Source organism: Mangrovivirga halotolerans, from assembly GCF_026241165.1.
Classification (GTDB): Bacteria; Bacteroidota; Bacteroidia; order Cytophagales; family Cyclobacteriaceae; genus Mangrovivirga; species Mangrovivirga halotolerans.
Map to the genome: position 1 here is coordinate 242,738 of NZ_JAPFQN010000006.1, position 17,815 is coordinate 260,552.

Consider the following 17,815-nt stretch of genomic DNA (forward strand, 5'->3'; position numbering starts at 1 on the left):
AAAATATTAAACAACAACTAACCCCTAATTATGTCTTACTATTATAAATTGGGAGATATACCTCATAAAAGGCATACTCAATTCAGACAACCTGACGGCTCTTTGTATGAAGAAGAGTTGGTAAGTAGTATCGGTTTTTCAGGAATCTATTCATTGCTTTATCACAAGCATCCTCCTACAAAAGTTATTAGAGTAGGAGACCCAGAGCCTTATAAGGTAGAAATGCCCGAGGAATCTCCATTACTTCAAACACACTTAAACACTTCCGGATTAACAACAACCGGTAAAGATTATCTTGAATCCAGATTAACATTATTAAAAAATAAAGATTGCTCAATGGCCATCTGCATGCCAGAAGAAAGAAGTATGGATTACTTCTATAAAAATGGAGAGGCAGATGAAATCGTATTCATCCACGATGGTTCAGGAACTTTAATATCTCAATTTGGGAAAATTGAAGTAAAGCCAGGTGATTATGTAATGATACCAAGAACAACTATTTATAAGTTTGAATGGGACGATAAACCATTGAGACTACTAATAATTGAATCAAATAGCCCAATAGAAACTGTAAGTAGATACAGAAATGAAATGGGGCAATTGCTTGAGCACTCTCCATATTGCGAGCGCGACATCAGGCCACCTGAAGAGCTGGTAATGGAGGATGAAAAAGGTGAATATCTTATAAAAGTAAAAAAGGAAGGCTACTTACATAATTACTATTACGAAAACAGCCCGCTGGATGTAGTTGGCTGGGATGGTTGTCTTTATCCTTATGCATTAAGCATTCATGATTTCGAACCTATCACAGGTAGAATTCACCAGCCACCTCCGGTTCATCAGACTTTCCAGGCTGCAGGATTCGTTATTTGCTCATTTGTACCAAGGTTATTTGACTATCATCCAGAGGCAATTCCAGCACCTTATAACCACAGCAATATAGATTCTGACGAAGTACTATACTATGTTGAAGGAAACTTCATGAGTAGGAAAGGTATTGAACGAGGCTCATTCACTATGCATCCCGGAGGACTTCCACATGGACCTCACCCAGGTACAGTTGAAAAGAGTATTGGTGCGAAAGAAACTCACGAAATTGCAGTAATGCTTGATACTTTCGGCCCTTTATATGTCACAAAAAAAGGATTAGATTTTCTTGATAAGAATTATCCGATGAGTTGGAATGAATAATTATTCAATTGTAATAAACTAAAAAAGGAGGTCAAATGACCTCCTTTTTTTATTTCTTATTAAACCGATCCTCTATACTTTTCGAGAAATAAATTTCTCAAGATCTTTTAATTTAAGTCTATCTTCATAAAAAGCCTTCCCAAAGAACACACCATAAACACCGATATCTTCAAGCTTTTGAATATCCTCTACTGACCGAACCCCACCTGAAGCAAATAGTTTAATATCAGGAAACTGCTCAAGAATTTTTTCATATAAATGAATTGAAGGACCTTCTAAAATTCCATCTTTTGCAATATCCGTAGTCTTTACATACTTTAAGCTATGGCGATAAAAGTAATCGATATGTTCAATAAGATCAGTTTCAGTACTTGTCTGCCATCCTCTGATCGCTATTTTACCTTTAAGAGCATCAGCCCCCATTATGATTTTCTCTCTACCGTAGCTGATTATCCACTGAGCAAATAGATCAGGTCTAAGAACAGCAATCGTTGCAGCGGTAATAGAAACAGCACCGTATTCAAAAGCTTTAGTTACATCTCCATCAGTGTGCAATCCTCCACTAAAATTCACTTTAAGATCTGTATAGGAAGAAATTAGCTCAAGGGTTTCGTAATTAACCGGAGTTCCTTTCTGAGCTCCTTCCAAATCCACCAGGTGAATAGTATCTAATCCGGCATCTTCAAATTGCTTAGCTACATCCAACGGAGAAGCTTCATACTCTCTTTTTTTATCAAAATTACCCTGCTGCAGGCGAATTGTCTTTCCTTTAATAACCGATATTGAAGGAATAATTTTTATCATAATGTCAGTTTTATATCTTACAAAACTAACATTTATTTGGATATCTCCTTAATAGATTTTCTTTTTTTCTGCTCTATTCTTTCAATTCTATCAATTTAAAACCCTCGCCATGCACAGTAAGAATCTGTACAGTATCGTCTGGTTTTAGCATTTTTCGAAGCTTAGCTATATAAACATCCATACTCCGGGCATTAAAATAGGAATCATCTTTCCATATTCTGTTCAATGCCATACTTCGGTCTAAAGTTTTATTTTTGTTTTGAACTAGTAGCTTTAATAGTTCAGCCTCTTTGGTAGTTAATTTAGTGGTATTACCCTTAAAATTTAACATACGTTGAGTATAATCAAATTCAAAGTCACCAAATTTCATTTCATCTGAACCGGATTCTATTTCCGATGCACCACTTCTTTTTAGAATATTATTAAGTCTCAACAAAAGCTCTTCCATGCTAAAAGGCTTGGTGATATAATCATCAGCACCAATTCTCAAACCATGAAGAGTATCTTCTTTCATCGATTTGGCCGTTAAAAATATTACGGGGATATCCCTGTCTATTTTACGTATCTTTTCTAAAAGCGTAAAACCATCCATTTTTGGCATCATGATGTCAAATAAACAAGCATGATACTCTTCCTTCTTATAGGCTTCCAATCCTTCTTCCCCATCTCTGCATAAGTCAGTTTCAAAGCCTTTAATTTCAAGATATTCTTTCAGGATCTGTCCGAGATTCGGATCATCTTCAACTATCAGTAATTTATATTTGCTCATTGTATAGTGGTAAACTTATTTCAAATGTACTTCCTTTTCCGGGTTCACTTTTTACTGTAATATTTCCTCCATGTGCATTAACCATAGTTTTGACATAGGTCAGCCCTAAACCAAAACCCTTTACATCATGCAGGTTACCAGTAGGAACCCGATAAAATTTTTCAAATATTTTATCAATGGTATCCCTTGTCATGCCTATTCCATTATCAGATACTTTTATTCTCACATCCCCATTTAAATTATACGTCTGAATAGAAATTTTAGGCTTAACCGGTGAATATTTATTCGCATTATCCAGCAGGTTGTGAATTATATTGGTCAAATGTACTTTATCAGCATAAACTTTATGCTCACTAGCCTCAAGATCAAGATCGATATTACCTTCTTTTTTCTGCACCTGGAGATTAATGTTGTCCAGAGCTTTTGAAATTACCTCCTCTACATCTACAACATCTTTCTTAAGCTTAATGTCTTCTTTTTCTAATGTTGCCATCTGCAATACTTTTTCAACTTGTGTTCCTAACCGATTATTCTCATCCTTAATTATTCTGAGATATCGATCATGAAATTCAGGGATTTTTCTTATTTCAGGATCCTGAAGTGCCTCGCAGGCAAGGGAAACTGTAGCAATAGGCGTCTTGAATTCATGAGTCATATTATTGATAAAATCATTCTTGATCTCACTGATCTTCTTCTGACGGATTATTATAAACAAGGCATACCCGAAACAAATCAAAATAATAAAAATTAAAACCCCGGATGAACCCAAAGTAATAGCACTTTGCTGTAATAGATATCCTGTTTCATTAGGGAAATAAAGGTATAAAAAACTGGCCTTTCCAATTATATCATTAGGAAACAGCTTCGTTTTAAAGTTCGATTCAAGCAGGTTTTCCCTGTTCGAAGTATGCGCGAACATAAGGGTATCCTGAGAAATATTCGATACTCCATATTCGTAATTAAGATCAATTCCGTTATTGCGAAGCTCAGCAGCTAAAAGGCTGTCGAGTTCTTCAGGGTTTATCCGGTTGGTTATTGTTCTTTTCCCATAAAAAAGTTCATTTAACACAACCTTAACCATGTCTGATTTATTCAGGGCCTTTGCAAGCTGCATGTCATAATCCTGAACTTTATTTTTAAGGCTGTCAAATTGATCATAGAAATTTAGAATTTCTTTCTTGAGAGTGGTTTCGTCGTCATTTCTGTTGAGAAAAACTTCTTTTTCCATCTCAAGATTAAAAGAACCGGTTCCATCGCTAAAAGAATACTCAAAGCTTGGCTGCCCTTTTATGGAACCAAACGTCTTACTTTTTTCCGGTAACCTAAGCTCAGCTTTTGGCAAAGGAGCTATTGTAAAGGAATCACTTTCTCCTGATAAAAAGAATTTAATCGAATAGTCAAGGCCAGTATAGGCATTATAAAGCATTTCCTGTTGCTCTAATTTCTCAGCAACATTATTCAATGCCTCCTGTACCTCCTGATCAAATCTTTGCTGATTTATAGACAGGGAGTTTTTAATCCAGTATAGCTGAAATGCAATTAATGCAGTCAGAGCAACACTCATCAGCAGTATAATAACTATTAATGTTCTTCTCTTCTTCATTCCTTCAATTACCAAAACGAATTTATTTATACCGGTATTCTCCCGAAATAAATCAATTAATTTTAAAATTAAGCCCTTAAAATCACTGTTTTATCCATTTAACAATATTTAACCCGGTTTAATGAAATCAATTAGACAGATAATGATTGAGTATTGTAAAAATGATTACTATTAATAAACCATCTATTCAACATTGGGTTTGTTTTATTAAGGACTATAGATGTATTTTTGCAAAAAAAATTTGATCAGATGCAATTAAAGAATAACACCTATCAAATTCAGGGAATTGATGTTTTGGACATTTGCAATGAATTTGGAACGCCGGTATACGTATATGATTCGGATAAAATAAAAGAACGGTATGATTCACTTAAAAGTGCATTTAGCGGGCAGCCGGTCAAGATCAAGTATGCGGCAAAAGCTCTGACAAATATTAACATATTAAAATATATTAAGAAACTCGGCGCTGGCCTTGATGTTGTTTCTATTCAAGAAGCACACCTGGGTATAAAGGCAGGGTTTGATCCTACAGATATTATGCTGACTCCCAATTGCGTATCATTTGACGAAATCAGAGAAGCAGTTGACCTGGGAGTACAAATTAACATTGACAACATTCCTCTCCTTGAGCAATTTGGTCATGAGTATGGTGATAGCGTGCCTATCTGTGTTCGAATAAACCCACATATTCTGGCTGGAGGAAATGCGAAAATTTCAGTAGGGCATATTGATTCTAAATTTGGTATTTCTATACTTCAAACCAGGCATCTTTACAGAATAGTAGAGACTCATAATATCAGAGTAAATGGTGTACATATGCACACTGGTTCGGACATTCTTGATGCTGAAGTGTTTTTACGTGGGGCTCAGGTAGTTTTTGATATTGCTAAAGAGTTTAAAAACCTTGAATTTCTCGATTTTGGTAGCGGTTTTAAAGTTGGATACCGAGATGGTGATGTAACAACGGATGTTTTTCTTTTAGGGAAAAAACTTGGTAGTGCAATCGATAAATTTGCTGAAGAATATGGAAGCAAGCCTGAAATATGGTTCGAACCTGGAAAATATCTTGTTAGTGAATCTGGTTTCCTGTTTGTGAAAACTAATGTAATTAAAACAACCCCTGCTACAGCTTTTGTAGGAGTTGACAGTGGTATGAACCATTTATTAAGACCAATGATGTATGATGCTTATCACGATATCATAAATGTTTCTAATCCACATGGCACAAAACGGGTATATTCTGTAGTAGGATACATTTGTGAAACTGATACATTGGGTTGGGACAGGGCACTCAACGAAGTAAAAGAAGGTGATATCCTGGCAATAAAAAATGCCGGAGCTTACAGCTTTTCTATGTCTTCTAACTATAATTCTAGATTCAGACCTCCAGAAGTAATGGTTTACAATGGAAAAGCGAACTTAATAAGAAAGAGAGAAACATTTGATGACCTGATAAGAAACCAGGTAGAAATCAGTTTTGATTAAAATGAGAAATCAAAATCAAAGCTTATATCAAAATACTCTGATAATTTAAGTTTTGAAAGGAGGTTTAAAAAGAAATTATAAGAAAGTGGAGATACTTCTTCTTCACTTTTTTCTTTTAACTTCTTTTTTGCTTTAATAGCTTCTTGTTTATCTGACACTTTCGTTGAACTACTTTCTTTAGTGTCCTCCATTTGCTGATATAGGCTATCAGAATTCAAATCGAAAGATTCAAAAGTGGTGTTTGAAAGTTCTTTAGCAAACAATTGATTATTATTAATTCTTGACCCTGCAAGAATCAAAAACAATGCAAATACAACTAATAATTTTGGCTTTATAGATTTGTGCATGCTTAAAATTAATAAACATTGTGCAATTTTAAAGTGAAATAACAAAATTTTACTCTCGATTAATCTAAAATTTCCGATTAAATGACAGACGTCAATAGCAACGAGACTAACATTCCTTTTTCTGACTTGAAAAAAGTTATAGATGGAGAAATCCTCAATTTGGACTTTGAAAACAGAAACATAAAATATTTAATCACTGATAGTCGAAGGCCAATTATAAATCCGGAATCTGTATTTTTTGCAATTAAAGGCAACAATCATGATGGCCACAACTATATACCCTCAATGATTGAAAGCGGGATCAAACAATTTATTATTGAAGACCAAACTGCTTTTAAACATTTTAAGGATACTGATTGTAATGTTTGTCTTGTAAAAAGCTCCGTAAAAGCATTACAGGATCTGGCCTCATATAAAAGGTCATTAACTACATCACCAGTTATAGCTATAACAGGCAGTAATGGCAAAACTATTATAAAAGAATGGGTTTCTCAGTTACTTTATGATTCAGAAAAGGTAATTCAAAGCCCAATGAGTTACAATTCTCAGATTGGCGTGCCTGTATCAGTATGGGGAATAGAATCATTTCATACGGTTGGTGTTTTTGAAGCCGGAATTAGTCACCCCGGAGAAATGAAAAAACTGCAGGAAGTAATTAAACCAACTCACGGTATTTTTGCAAACATCGGATCTGCCCACGAAAGCAATTTTGAATCTATAGAACAAAAGGCTAATGAGAAGGCTATATTATTTCAAACCTGTGAACGAATTACCTACTGTAAAGATCATGAAATAATTCATAATGCATTAACAATATATGAAAAATCAAGATTAAATGGTTGGTCTGCAAATGATGAAAGTGCTGATTATTTCGTGAGCTACGAAACCACTGAGGATAATTTCACAAACATTATTATTTATCGGGCTAATAAGAAATCAACTTTCACTGTTAAATTCAATGACCCGGTAAGTTTAGAAAACATAACTCATTGTCTGGTATGCCTTATCGATATGGGTTATAAAAAAGATTACTTAAAAAATCAGTTGCCAAGAATAAAGGAAGTAGATATGCGTCTTACAATTAAAAGAGGCATTAATCAATCTTTTGTCATTGATGACACATACAACAATGATATGGCCGGACTGGAAGCAGCCCTTTCACGGGTAACCCAGTTTCCAAATATCGCCAAAAGAATAGTCGTTCTTTCTGATATCCAACAAAGTGCAGCAACTAAAGAAGAGCTTTACGGGCAGGTAAGCAGACTGCTAGAATCTTTTAAAATTGATCAGGTTATAGCTATTGGAAATGAAATTACTCAGTATTTGAAATATAACTTTGGAGATAAAATTTCTTTTCAAAATACTGAAGAGGCTTTAAATAACTTTGGCTGGGATGAAATAGAAGACTCACTAATTATTGTAAAAGGAGGGCGTGTATTTCAACTCGAGAAAATTGTCCGCCGTTTAGAGAAAAAAATCCATGGAACTACTCTGGAAATAAACCTCTCAGCTCTAACTAACAATCTTAATTTTTACAGGAGCAAAATCAAACCGGGAGTAAAACTTATGGTAATGGTAAAAGCTCTTGCTTATGGTAGTGGTGCTGTAGAAATAGGTAAAATTCTTCAATTTCACAGAGTTGATTATTTGGCGGTAGCCTATCCTGATGAAGGAGTTAATTTGAGAAGAAATGGGATTTATATACCCATCATGGTAATGAACCCTTCACCTGAAAGTTTTGATATGCTTCACCGCTACGATCTTGAACCTGAAGTCTATAGTCTTTCTTTCCTTAAAAAGCTAGATTCTTATACGAGAGAAGAAAAAAAATCATTTAAAGTGCATGTCAAGCTTGACACTGGAATGCACCGTCTTGGCTTCAATATTGAAGAACTAAAAAAAGTAATAGAGATCATATCTGCTAACAAATACATTCGAGTAACTGCCGCATTCAGTCACCTTGCAGGTGCTGACAGTTCTTCACATAATGAATTTAGTCATCAACAAAATGATGAATTCAAAAAAATGTCTGAAGTATTGATAGACGGGCTTGGTCATAATGTCATCAGACACCTATGTAATTCTGCAGGCATAATCAGGTTCCCGGAATTTCAGTATGACATGGTGAGGCTGGGTATAGGCTTATACGGAGTTGAAGTGACTGAAATGGAACAAAAAAACTTACTCCCCATTAGTAAGCTGAAAACTATAGTATCACAGGTTAAAGCAATAAAAAAAGGACAGACAGTTGGTTATGGCAGGGCTGGAGTAGCAGCGAAAGACATGAAAATAGCCACTATAGCAATTGGTTATGCCGATGGCTTCAGCAGAATATTTTCTCAGGGAAATGCTTCTGTTTACATCAAAGGGGTTAAAGTTCCTGTTTTCGGCAATGTCTGTATGGATATGACTATGGTTGATGTCACTGCCATTGATGATATAAATGAAGGTGATGAAGTGGTGATTTTTGAAACAACAGAACAGCTTTTAGAATTAGCTGAATCAGGAAAAACAATTCCATATGAAATTTTAACCAATGTTAGTGAGCGAGTTAAGCGTGTGTTCCAATCGATCTGATTAGCCACCGCATCCCATTAATTTTCGAAGGTCAAAATCATCGGGAAGATTATCAATGCCCTTAGGCTCTTTCTCCTTATTTTTCTTTTTGGCGGAAACTTCCTCTTTTAACTTATTTTGAGCCTTTTTGGATTTCTTTTTGCTATCTTTCATGATTTATCTAACGAAATAAATAAAGATTCGATTAATGAAATTTGATAATAGTCTTGGGTATTTCAAAAATCAAATTGAAATATCAGAAAATAAACTTCAGGAATTAAGAAAAAAGGATAAACGATTCGCTTTTCTCAGGCTCATATCATTTTTAGCAGTTGTTGTTCTTTCTGTTTACTTCATTTCTAATTCTGAAATGCTTCTTTTCTCTATAATGCTATTCATTTCATTGATAGCATTTGGATATTTATTAAAGACTCATCAATTCGTAAGAAATACAATACATTCAACAACTTTATTAAAAGGGATCAATCAAACTGAAATATCCAGATTAAAAAGAAACCTTTCTGACATTCCGGGAGGCGAGCATTTTTTTGACCCTAAACACCCTTATCATCAGGATCTGGATATTTTTGGAAAAAACAGCCTTTATTCCTTAATCAACAGAACTACCTCAAAGGAAGGAGCAGAATTGCTGGCGAATCGATTATCTAATGGAATTGCTGACAACAATAAAATAGTAGATATACAGAAAGCAATTAAAGAATTATCTCCTAGAGTCGATTGGAGACAAAAGCTTGAAGTTCTGGGGTTGTCAATACAAGAAAACCAAATTCCGGATAGCGAAACACTTAAAACAGAAAAAATATCCACTTTCAGAGTGATCACTCAGATCATTTTAAACCTATTATTGGTTGCCAATATAATTTTAGTTTCTCTGGATATCGTCGATGTCAGGCTACTAATAATTAACATTATAGCCAATATAATTGCCACTTATACTTTTATATCAAAAACAGTAAAACCTGCTAATGAAGCAATAATTTTTTCAACAAAGCTGAATAGATATAAAAATATCTTCAAGCATATTGAATCTGAAAATTTTGAATCTGAATTAAATACCAAATTAAAAACACGGTTATATTCTGAAAACATATCTGCAGGCAAAAGCCTTGAGCAATTAAGCTCTATTGGATACTGGCTGGAAAACCATGGCAACCAGCTCTATCAGATTGTTAATGCTCTTTTTAACATTGATCTTTTCATATTTATCCGATTACATCGCTGGTTTAAAAATTTCAGGACTCACATACCTGAATGGTTTGAGGTAATGACTGAATTTGAAGTACTTAATAGCTTTGCAGGATTTTATTATGAAAGTGAAGGCTCTTATAATTTTGCCAAAATCACTGATGAAAAATACTGCCTTGATATAACCAGTACAGCCCATCCTCTTTTAAAACCTGGTGAAACAGTAAAAAATGATTTTACTATGGAGGGAAAAGGAGCTATTGGATTAATTACTGGTAGCAATATGTCAGGGAAAAGTACCTTTTTAAGAACTTTAGGCATCAATATGGTTTTAGCTTATTGCGGTGCACCCGTAATTGCCGAGAAATTGGTGGTTTCAAGAATGCAGATTTTCACATCCATGAGGACACAGGATTCGTTAACAGAACATATTTCTGCTTTTTATGCTGAACTATTGCGGATCAAGGCTTTATTAGATGAAATCGAAAAAGGCAAGCCTGTATTTTATTTATTAGATGAGATACTTAAAGGAACAAACTCAGATGACCGGGTGTCAGGATCGCTGGCCTTGATAAAGCAATTAATAAAGCTAAATGCCATGGGATTGATCGCAACACATGATCTTCAATTAAGTGCATTGGAAAAATCCTTGCCTGAAATGGGGAATTATCATTTCAGTAGTGAAGTAAACGGAAAGAGTATTAATTTTGACTATAAATTAAAGGAGGGTCCGTGTGAAAGCTTTAATGCTAAGGCATTGATGAAGAATATGGGCATTCAACTCGAAGATTGAGCAATTTTAGTTATATTAAAAATTTAAAGTAGTGGAAAAGTTTTACCAACAATTTAAACTTGGAGTATTAGGCGGAGGACAGCTGGGAAGAATGCTGATCCAGTCAGCAATTGATTTTAATATCGATGTCCATATCATCGATCCATCACCAAACGCCCCTTGTTCCAATATTGCCACCTCATTTACAACAGGCGACTTACAAGATTTTGATGCCGTTTACAATTTTGGTAAAGATTGTGATGTGGTTACTATTGAAATTGAAAAGGTAAATACTGAAGCACTAAAGAAATTAAGGGAGGAAGGCGTGCAGGTTTTCCCTGAACCTGAGGCTATCGAAATGATACAGGATAAGCGAGTTCAAAAAACTTTCTACAAAGAAAATAACATTCCCACTTCTCCTTTCATTCTTGTAAATAATAAAGATGAAATTAAAAACCATAAGGATTTTCTTCCTGCGGTGAATAAACTTGGAAAAGATGGTTATGATGGGAGAGGTGTTCAGGTAATCAAATCAGAATCTGACATTGAAAAAGGTTTTGACAGGCCAGGGCTATTAGAGAAGTTTGTGGACTTTGAAAAAGAACTTGCTGTGATTGTGGCCAAAAACACAAAAGGAGAAATCAAAGCTTTCCCACCTGTTGAACTTGTTTTTCATCCTGAGGCAAACCTTGTAGAGTATTTGTTTTCACCGGCTGATATATCATCAGAGATTTCTGAAAAAGCAGAAACCCTGGCAAAGAAAGTTATTGAAAAGGTAGATATGACAGGCTTATTGGCCGTAGAAATGTTCCTGACCAGGGATGGAGAAGTTTTAGTAAATGAAATAGCTCCAAGACCTCACAATAGTGGACATCAGACCATTGAGGGAAATACAGTCAGTCAGTATGAACAGCACCTGAGAGCTATCCTCGGAATGCCATTGGGTGATACAGATATTCGGATTCCTTCTGCTATGGTTAACCTGTTAGGTGAAGAAGGGCATACTGGTGAAGTTGATATTGAAGGATTGGATGAGGCACTTGCTACGAAAGGAGTACATTTTCATTTATATGGTAAGAAAGACACGAAACCATTTAGAAAAATGGGACATATTACCATCACAGATGAAGATGTAAAAGCTCTAAAAGAAAAAGCACTTAAAATAAAATCATTAGTAAAAATTAAAAGCAAATGAGTCAGGTAGGAATAATAATGGGCAGCAAATCGGATCTTCCTGTTATGAAGGAAGCGGCTGAAATTTTAGAAGAGTTAGGAGTAAGTTTTGAGATTGATATAGTTTCAGCTCACAGAACTCCTGAAAAAATGGTGGACTATGCCACTACTGCTCGAAAAAGAGGACTAAAAGCCATTATCGCCGGTGCAGGTGGTGCAGCTCATTTACCAGGTATGGTAGCTTCGATGACCTCATTACCAGTTATCGGTGTTCCGGTAAAATCACGAAATTCCATAGATGGATGGGATTCGGTTTTATCAATTTTACAAATGCCCGGAGGTATTCCCGTAGCAACAGTGGCCCTCGACGGAGCTAAAAATGCCGGAATCCTTGCTGCTAGTATTGTTAGTACTTTTGATGAAAAAGTTGCCTCTAGCCTGGATAAATATAAAGCGAGTCTAAAAGAAAAAGTATTAAATACTGCTGATGAACTAAAACAATCAGGATATAAAAACATTTAACTATTAATGAATTCTGGCAAATTTATCTGGCTGATTTTTATTTTGCCATTTTTAATTAATGGTCAGGATTACTATGAAGATCCCGGAGATAAATATCCAAAATATTGTGAAGAGTGTGTAATCACCCTCAATCAATTACCTTCTACAGTTGAATATGGCCTTACTGGTCGGGGAGACAGTGTCTTTTTTGTCACGAATGAAAAAGAGTGGTTCTTTGAGCAGCTGATCACCTCTTCTAAAGATGGCCTTATTGTTGATGTAGTCGGTAAAGAACTTTACAAGTGCGGTGAGAAAGTGGGATATTCTCAGCGTAGCCTTCACCGGGGAATAATGCTCCCTCCAGTTTTTGAAGATGAACTTGAGGAAAGAATTGAAAAAAGAGATAATGGCTACTATTATATCTACCTGGGATCTACCAGTGATATAGAACTTCAGTCAGATAATCTTGAGTATAATCTCATTATTTTACAAAAGGGCTATCACTGTTTTTATAATACTTTTTATGACTTGCCCCCGCCTAATTGGAAGCTCCCTCTTTCATTTTTCAGGGTTCAGGACGATACAGTTTTCCTGACAGAAAAATATAAATGGACAGGCAAGGATACTGTCAGGTTTTCGGTCCCTTTTGAAAAGGCAGAAAGTAATATCAATAAACTTGCTTTAAACAAACTATTATTTAACCTTAACCTTTTTCAAAATAATATTGATAGTGTTGTTATATATGGTTTTGCATCAATTGAAGGAAGTGAGCAACGAAACAAGATATTACAAATTAATAGGGCAAGATCTGTTGCCGGATATATTAGGGGCTATTCTGATAACAGATTTCCTCTGGAAATTTTAACAGAAGAAAACTGGGCTCAATTTTACAGGGATATAAGCAAAACTTCATGGGCTTACCTGGTTGGAAAACCTAAATCGACTATCCGGAACTATGTCAATGCAAATAGCGGGACATTCGAACCTATATTAAAAAACCACAGAGCTACTGTAGTAGACTTATATCTAAGTCCGAGAGAAACCGAAATCAATAATTATGATAAAATACCGGAAGATTTCTTCCAGTACCCTCCGACACCAGGTAAAACCGATGGGATCTTAGACTATATCAAAAGAAAGAATATCTCAGTTGAGAACCTTCTTGGAAAAGTATTTGACGAAGCAAGAGAGCCTTATAAATGGCTTAATGAAATAGTATTAACCAAGCATTTCCGCAATGAAATACCCGTAAAAGAAGCCTGGTGGTATTTTGAAAGAGCAGGAAATTATGGTGAGCTTCCGAATTGGTTTAAATACAATAATCTGAATTTAACCTGTAAATTATTATTCCATGAAGATAGTTTTTCTACTATTGAAGAAAGAAAATATTTTAACAGGCTAGATCAAGTCCCGGATAGTCTTGTAGACCAGGCTTATTATAAGATCAGGCTGAACAAATTTTTACTCATGGCTGAGAGAGCCAAGCAGCAAAAAGATTATAAAGAACTGGATCTGATTCTTCAGGTTTTAGAAATGACCCTCAAAAAAACTGAGCTTACCCCTAAAGAAACTCAACAAACAGCTCGCTTTCTTGAATACTTTGGCTTTAGTGAAATGGCCATCGATGTCCTCTCAGAATATGCCTATCAGCAAGGCGTCAACCCTGGTGTAGTCAGTGATTATATAGCCTTTACCATTACAAGAGAGGCTTTTATGAGAAGTCCTGCTTACAGAGAATTATTAAAACGGTTTTCACAAAGGGAAAAGTCGTTATTTTGCCAGTTATTTAATTCTTATAAAAACGGAGGGATAAGTTTTCAATTACTTGAAGACAGATATCTTAGAGATTTGTATTGTTCTAGTTGCGCTACTCCTGAAAAAGAAGGAGAAGGAAATTAACAGGCATCAAGATTTATTAGCCAGTTTCTTAGGAAGGATAACTGACATAACGATCGATAAGAGCATTGTTCCGATTATAATAATAAAACTAACTACCGGTTCAATCAGAGGCTCTTCTCCGGGTTCTTCAAACCAGGTAAGTAGCATCTTAACGCCGATAAATACAAGGATCAAAGAAAGTCCCTTTTGTAAGAGATAGAACTTATCCAAAATACCTGCCAATAGGAAAAACATCGCCCTTAAACCAAGAACTGCAAAAATATTGGAAGTATAAATAAGAAATTCATCTGTAGTAATTGCGAAAGCAGCAGGAATAGAATCTACAGCAAAAATCAGGTCTGTGGTTTCAATAAGTATTAATACCAGAAATAAAGGCGTAAAAAATAATACCCCATTCCTGATAATATAAAATTTACCACCATAATTGCCTTTAGTGATCTTGAGGTGCTTACGAGTAAATTTAATTATCGGATTCCTTTCCGGATTAATCTCATCTTCTTCATTTTCAAACAAGAGTTTAACACCTGAATAGATAAGGAATATACCAAAAACGTATAAGATCCAGTGAAACCGCTCTACTAGAGCTGCTCCTACAAAAATAAAAACTCCCCTGAATATCAAAGCTCCTAGAATACCCCAGAACAAAATCCTGTGGTAATGCTTTTCCTTCACCTTAAAATATCTTAAAATCAAAAGAATGACAAAGATATTATCAAGGCTCAATGCCTTTTCAAGAAGATACGCTGTTAAATAAAGGAAGAAGTTTTCTTTGGAAGAATAGTGTTCGGTACTGTATTCAAAATATATGAGTACACCAAAAATCAGGGATATTATAACCCAGAAAATAGTCTGATACAGCGCACTTTTAGTACTGATCTTATGGGATGACTTATTCAGTACACCCAGGTCAATTACTAAAAACCCAATAATTACGACTGCGAAAATCCCTACTAATGTGTAATCAACTTCCTGAAACATAAAAAAATCTTTACAACTTCTATCACGGTCATGCCTAGCTTAAAAAGTTGTTAATTATTTAACTCCTGGCTGAGAAAGGGTTAAGATTATCCTTGCAAGATACAATAATAATTGAATTATCAATGTTTTTATATGACTTTTTTAATCTTGAAGCTGTAATTGTACAAGATTTCGATAAACCCCCTGATCTTTCTGTTTCAATTCTTTGTGCGTCCCGCTTTCTGCTATCACACCATTTTCAATAACAAAAATATTGTCGGCTTTTTTAATAGTACCCAACCTGTGTGCTACAATAATTGTAGTACGATCTGCCATTAATTTTTCCAGTGCATCCTGAATCAAATATTCAGACTCTGCGTCCAGAGCACTTGTGGCTTCATCCAGGATTAAAAGTTTAGGATCCTTTAAAATCGCCCTTGCTATTGCTATTCTTTGTCTTTGACCTCCTGAAAGTTTCACACCTCGTTCACCAACCATGGTATTAAAACCATCCGGAAATGAATTGATGAATTCTAATGCATTGGCCTTTTTTGCTGCTTCAACTATGGCTTCCTCAGATGCTTCAGGATTACCATAAGCAATATTTTCTCTGATGGTCCCCCCAAACAAAATAACTTCCTGAGGAACTACACCTATTAATGATCTGTATGATTCGAGGTCAATTGATTGAATATTAGTTTCTCCAACACAAATTACTCCACAATCAGGATTGTAAAATCTCATAATAAGTTGCGTGATGGTAGATTTACCAGCACCACTTGGACCTACCAATGCTACTTTTTGCCCTGGATTAATTTTGAAATTCACATCTTTTAAAACCTCCATTTCTTTCCTAGTAGGATAAGCAAATGAAACATTTTCAAATGAAACTGAAAGCTTAGTCTCTTTGGTAGTTTCTGCTTCACCTTCAGTTCTTGATGGTTCTCCATCTTCATCTATGATCTCCAGGACCCTTTCTGAAGCTCCAACTGAACGCTGGATCTGTGTAAGTATATTACCTATTCCAGCTATAGAGCCTCCCATAAAAGCAGTAAAGAAAACAAAGCTCGTAAGATCGCCCATGCTTATCACACCATCCTGAACAAGTGTTGCTCCATACCAGATCACACCGATAATTCCACCCATTAAAAAGAAAATGATAAATGAAACAAAGAGACCCTGATAGGTGGATGTTTTAATGGCAATCCCAACTAGCTCTTTTACAGATCTGCCAAACCTGGAGTATTCATACTTTTCATTTACAAATGCTTTAACTGCCTGGATTCCATGCATACTTTCCTCCGCAATAACATTCGTTGCCGCCAGATGATCTTGAGTTTTTCTTGACATTTTCCTGATAAATTTCCCAAAAACCATTGCAACAATAATAATTAAAGGAAGAGTTGCCAGCATAAATAAGCTCAACTGAGGAGTCATTATAAAAATCACAGTCGTACCGACAACTAAAGTAATTATCTGTCTGAAAAACTCAGCAAGGGTGGTAGTAAATGTAGTTTGAAGTTGAGAAATGTCTGCGGTTAATCGCGAAACTAATTCTCCAACTCTATTTTGATCATAAAAACTCATTGGAAGGGAGAGGAATTTAGAAAATAATGCTTTCCGAAGGTCAGCCATACTATTTTCACTAAACCTGGCAAATAGGTAAATCCTCAAAAAAGAAAATATACTCTGAACAAAGAGTATTCCCAATAGTAACAGACCAAGGTTTGTAATTCCTTTAACAAACCATGTATTGACCCCTTGTGCTTCATCAACGATTTTTCCGACAACATAAGGTAAGGCCAGCAGTACACTAGATGAAATAGAAAGTGCAATCATCCCTAAAATAAAAGTTTTCTTATAGGGGAGCACATATTTGAACACTCCGTAAACTTTACGTAGGTTTTTCTTATTTAATTTTCTCTTCTCTCCTTCCTTGAGAGGTTCCCTGGATCTTCCCTTCGCCATCTATTTTTTAATGCTTGCTTTTATACTATATTCATTTATGCCTCTTAGAGACATGTCCTTTTCTTCAAAATAAAAATAACTTCTCAACCTTTTACTCTCAGGATCAAAATCTAATTCAATCACTTTTTCTGTGTGAAAAAGAATATTTTCATCATTGATCACTGCTCCGATATGAGTTATTCGATCCTCCTTTAATTCAACTACAAACTTTCTTAAATTAAAATATGAAGTATCTGTAACAATGTAGGTTCTTTTTTCATAACCATTATTGAGTTTCTCAACAGTAGAATCAACCGCTTTGGCTCTGAAAATTTTTTCCGGCTTAAATTCTGAAAGAAAGCCGAGTTCCTTTTTCCAATCTACTTCTTCAAGCTCTACAGTTTCTTCCTTGCTATTATAAGTAACCGTTTTGGTTACTATCAGATCTTTTTCGGGGAGAATTTCTCGATTCAAAGAATCTAATAATTGTAATTGGTGGGTAATAGGATGAACCTTATATGCTGAGTAAGTATCCGATTTTTCTTCCGAACACCCAACAACACTAAATATTAATGCAAAGAATAAGAAACGTATTGCCATGCCTT

15 protein-coding genes are annotated in these 17,815 nt (G+C 35.2%); 7 read left to right on the forward strand and 8 right to left on the reverse strand.

Translation table 11 applies throughout. From position 1 onward, the window contains the following. The first annotated feature begins 30 nt into the window (after positions 1-30). A complete protein-coding gene (locus tag OO013_RS11885; protein WP_266057026.1) occupies positions 31-1,191 on the forward strand; it encodes a homogentisate 1,2-dioxygenase in 1,161 nt (386 codons plus the stop codon). A gap of 72 nt (positions 1,192-1,263) precedes the next feature. Here OO013_RS11885 and OO013_RS11890 read toward each other — a convergent pair whose 3' ends face one another. The 3 genes from OO013_RS11890 to OO013_RS11900 form a co-directional block, all read right to left on the reverse strand. Then, positions 1,264-1,995, reverse strand: coding sequence for a 1-(5-phosphoribosyl)-5-[(5-phosphoribosylamino)methylideneamino]imidazole-4-carboxamide isomerase (locus tag OO013_RS11890; protein ID WP_266057027.1), 732 nt, complete (start codon positions 1,993-1,995; stop codon positions 1,264-1,266). A 73-nt stretch (positions 1,996-2,068) separates the two neighbouring features. Next, positions 2,069-2,764 (reverse strand): response regulator transcription factor, encoded by a 696-nt coding sequence (locus OO013_RS11895; RefSeq protein WP_266057028.1) that lies wholly within the window; start codon positions 2,762-2,764, stop codon positions 2,069-2,071. Next, positions 2,751-4,367 carry a sensor histidine kinase gene (locus tag OO013_RS11900; protein WP_266057029.1) on the reverse strand — a complete coding sequence of 539 codons (1,617 nt, stop codon included), beginning with the start codon at positions 4,365-4,367 and terminating at the stop codon, positions 2,751-2,753. The genes OO013_RS11895 and OO013_RS11900 overlap by 14 nt, the downstream gene beginning before the upstream one ends. Positions 4,368-4,616: 249 nt before the next feature. Between OO013_RS11900 and lysA the strand changes: the two genes are divergently transcribed. Then, positions 4,617-5,852, forward strand: coding sequence for a diaminopimelate decarboxylase (gene lysA, locus OO013_RS11905; protein WP_266057030.1), 1,236 nt, complete (start codon positions 4,617-4,619; stop codon positions 5,850-5,852). Here lysA and OO013_RS11910 read toward each other — a convergent pair. Next, positions 5,849-6,199 (reverse strand): hypothetical protein, encoded by a 351-nt coding sequence (locus OO013_RS11910; RefSeq protein ID WP_266057031.1) that lies wholly within the window; start codon positions 6,197-6,199, stop codon positions 5,849-5,851. The genes lysA and OO013_RS11910 overlap by 4 nt on opposite strands. A gap of 81 nt (positions 6,200-6,280) precedes the next feature. Between OO013_RS11910 and OO013_RS11915 the strand changes: the two genes are divergently transcribed. Then, complete coding sequence (locus OO013_RS11915) at positions 6,281-8,776, forward strand: bifunctional UDP-N-acetylmuramoyl-tripeptide:D-alanyl-D-alanine ligase/alanine racemase (RefSeq protein WP_266057032.1); 2,496 nt, start codon at positions 6,281-6,283, stop codon at positions 8,774-8,776. On the opposite strand, the gene OO013_RS11920 is transcribed toward OO013_RS11915, so the two are convergent. Further along, entirely contained in the window at positions 8,777-8,929 is a 153-nt protein-coding gene (locus OO013_RS11920) for a hypothetical protein (RefSeq protein WP_266057033.1), read from the reverse strand. It abuts the gene before it with no gap. 34 nt (positions 8,930-8,963) lie between these two features. On the opposite strand from OO013_RS11920, the gene OO013_RS11925 reads away from it, so the two are divergent. From OO013_RS11925 to OO013_RS11940, 4 genes are read left to right on the forward strand one after another with little or no spacing between them, the layout of a single operon-like run. Further along, entirely contained in the window at positions 8,964-10,754 is a 1,791-nt protein-coding gene (locus OO013_RS11925; RefSeq protein WP_266057034.1) for a MutS-related protein, read from the forward strand. A gap of 31 nt (positions 10,755-10,785) precedes the next feature. Next, complete coding sequence (locus OO013_RS11930) at positions 10,786-11,928, forward strand: 5-(carboxyamino)imidazole ribonucleotide synthase (protein ID WP_266057035.1); 1,143 nt, start codon at positions 10,786-10,788, stop codon at positions 11,926-11,928. Next, a complete protein-coding gene (gene purE, locus OO013_RS11935; protein ID WP_266057036.1) occupies positions 11,925-12,428 on the forward strand; it encodes a 5-(carboxyamino)imidazole ribonucleotide mutase in 504 nt (167 codons plus the stop codon). The genes OO013_RS11930 and purE overlap by 4 nt, the downstream gene beginning before the upstream one ends. A gap of 6 nt (positions 12,429-12,434) precedes the next feature. Continuing rightward, entirely contained in the window at positions 12,435-14,306 is a 1,872-nt protein-coding gene (locus tag OO013_RS11940; RefSeq protein ID WP_266057037.1) for an OmpA family protein, read from the forward strand. Between the two features lie 6 nt (positions 14,307-14,312). On the opposite strand, the gene OO013_RS11945 is transcribed toward OO013_RS11940, so the two are convergent. From OO013_RS11945 to OO013_RS11955, 3 genes are all read right to left on the reverse strand, one after another. Then, a complete protein-coding gene (locus OO013_RS11945) occupies positions 14,313-15,284 on the reverse strand; it encodes a TerC family protein (RefSeq protein ID WP_266057038.1) in 972 nt (323 codons plus the stop codon). Between the two features lie 141 nt (positions 15,285-15,425). Further along, the gene (locus tag OO013_RS11950; protein WP_266057039.1) at positions 15,426-17,231 is read right to left on the reverse strand and encodes an ABC transporter ATP-binding protein; all 1,806 of its coding nucleotides are present in this window, start codon (positions 17,229-17,231) and stop codon (positions 15,426-15,428) included. After that, positions 17,232-17,810: a hypothetical protein gene (locus OO013_RS11955; RefSeq protein ID WP_266057040.1), complete on the reverse strand. Its 579-nt coding sequence runs from the start codon at positions 17,808-17,810 to the stop codon at positions 17,232-17,234. It abuts the gene before it with no gap. Between the last annotated feature and the right edge of the window lie 5 nt (positions 17,811-17,815).

Coding starts and splice junctions, on each gene's coding strand:
- OO013_RS11885 (WP_266057026.1), top strand. CDS start 31: ATGTCTTACTATTATAAATTGGGAGATATACCTCATAAAAGGCATACT.
- OO013_RS11890 (WP_266057027.1), bottom strand. CDS start 1,995: ATGATAAAAATTATTCCTTCAATATCGGTTATTAAAGGAAAGACAATT.
- OO013_RS11895 (WP_266057028.1), bottom strand. CDS start 2,764: ATGAGCAAATATAAATTACTGATAGTTGAAGATGATCCGAATCTCGGA.
- OO013_RS11900 (WP_266057029.1), bottom strand. CDS start 4,367: ATGAAGAAGAGAAGAACATTAATAGTTATTATACTGCTGATGAGTGTT.
- lysA (WP_266057030.1), top strand. CDS start 4,617: ATGCAATTAAAGAATAACACCTATCAAATTCAGGGAATTGATGTTTTG.
- OO013_RS11910 (WP_266057031.1), bottom strand. CDS start 6,199: ATGCACAAATCTATAAAGCCAAAATTATTAGTTGTATTTGCATTGTTT.
- OO013_RS11915 (WP_266057032.1), top strand. CDS start 6,281: ATGACAGACGTCAATAGCAACGAGACTAACATTCCTTTTTCTGACTTG.
- OO013_RS11920 (WP_266057033.1), bottom strand. CDS start 8,929: ATGAAAGATAGCAAAAAGAAATCCAAAAAGGCTCAAAATAAGTTAAAA.
- OO013_RS11925 (WP_266057034.1), top strand. CDS start 8,964: ATGAAATTTGATAATAGTCTTGGGTATTTCAAAAATCAAATTGAAATA.
- purE (WP_266057036.1), top strand. CDS start 11,925: ATGAGTCAGGTAGGAATAATAATGGGCAGCAAATCGGATCTTCCTGTT.
- OO013_RS11940 (WP_266057037.1), top strand. CDS start 12,435: ATGAATTCTGGCAAATTTATCTGGCTGATTTTTATTTTGCCATTTTTA.
- OO013_RS11945 (WP_266057038.1), bottom strand. CDS start 15,284: ATGTTTCAGGAAGTTGATTACACATTAGTAGGGATTTTCGCAGTCGTA.
- OO013_RS11950 (WP_266057039.1), bottom strand. CDS start 17,231: ATGGCGAAGGGAAGATCCAGGGAACCTCTCAAGGAAGGAGAGAAGAGA.
- OO013_RS11955 (WP_266057040.1), bottom strand. CDS start 17,810: ATGGCAATACGTTTCTTATTCTTTGCATTAATATTTAGTGTTGTTGGG.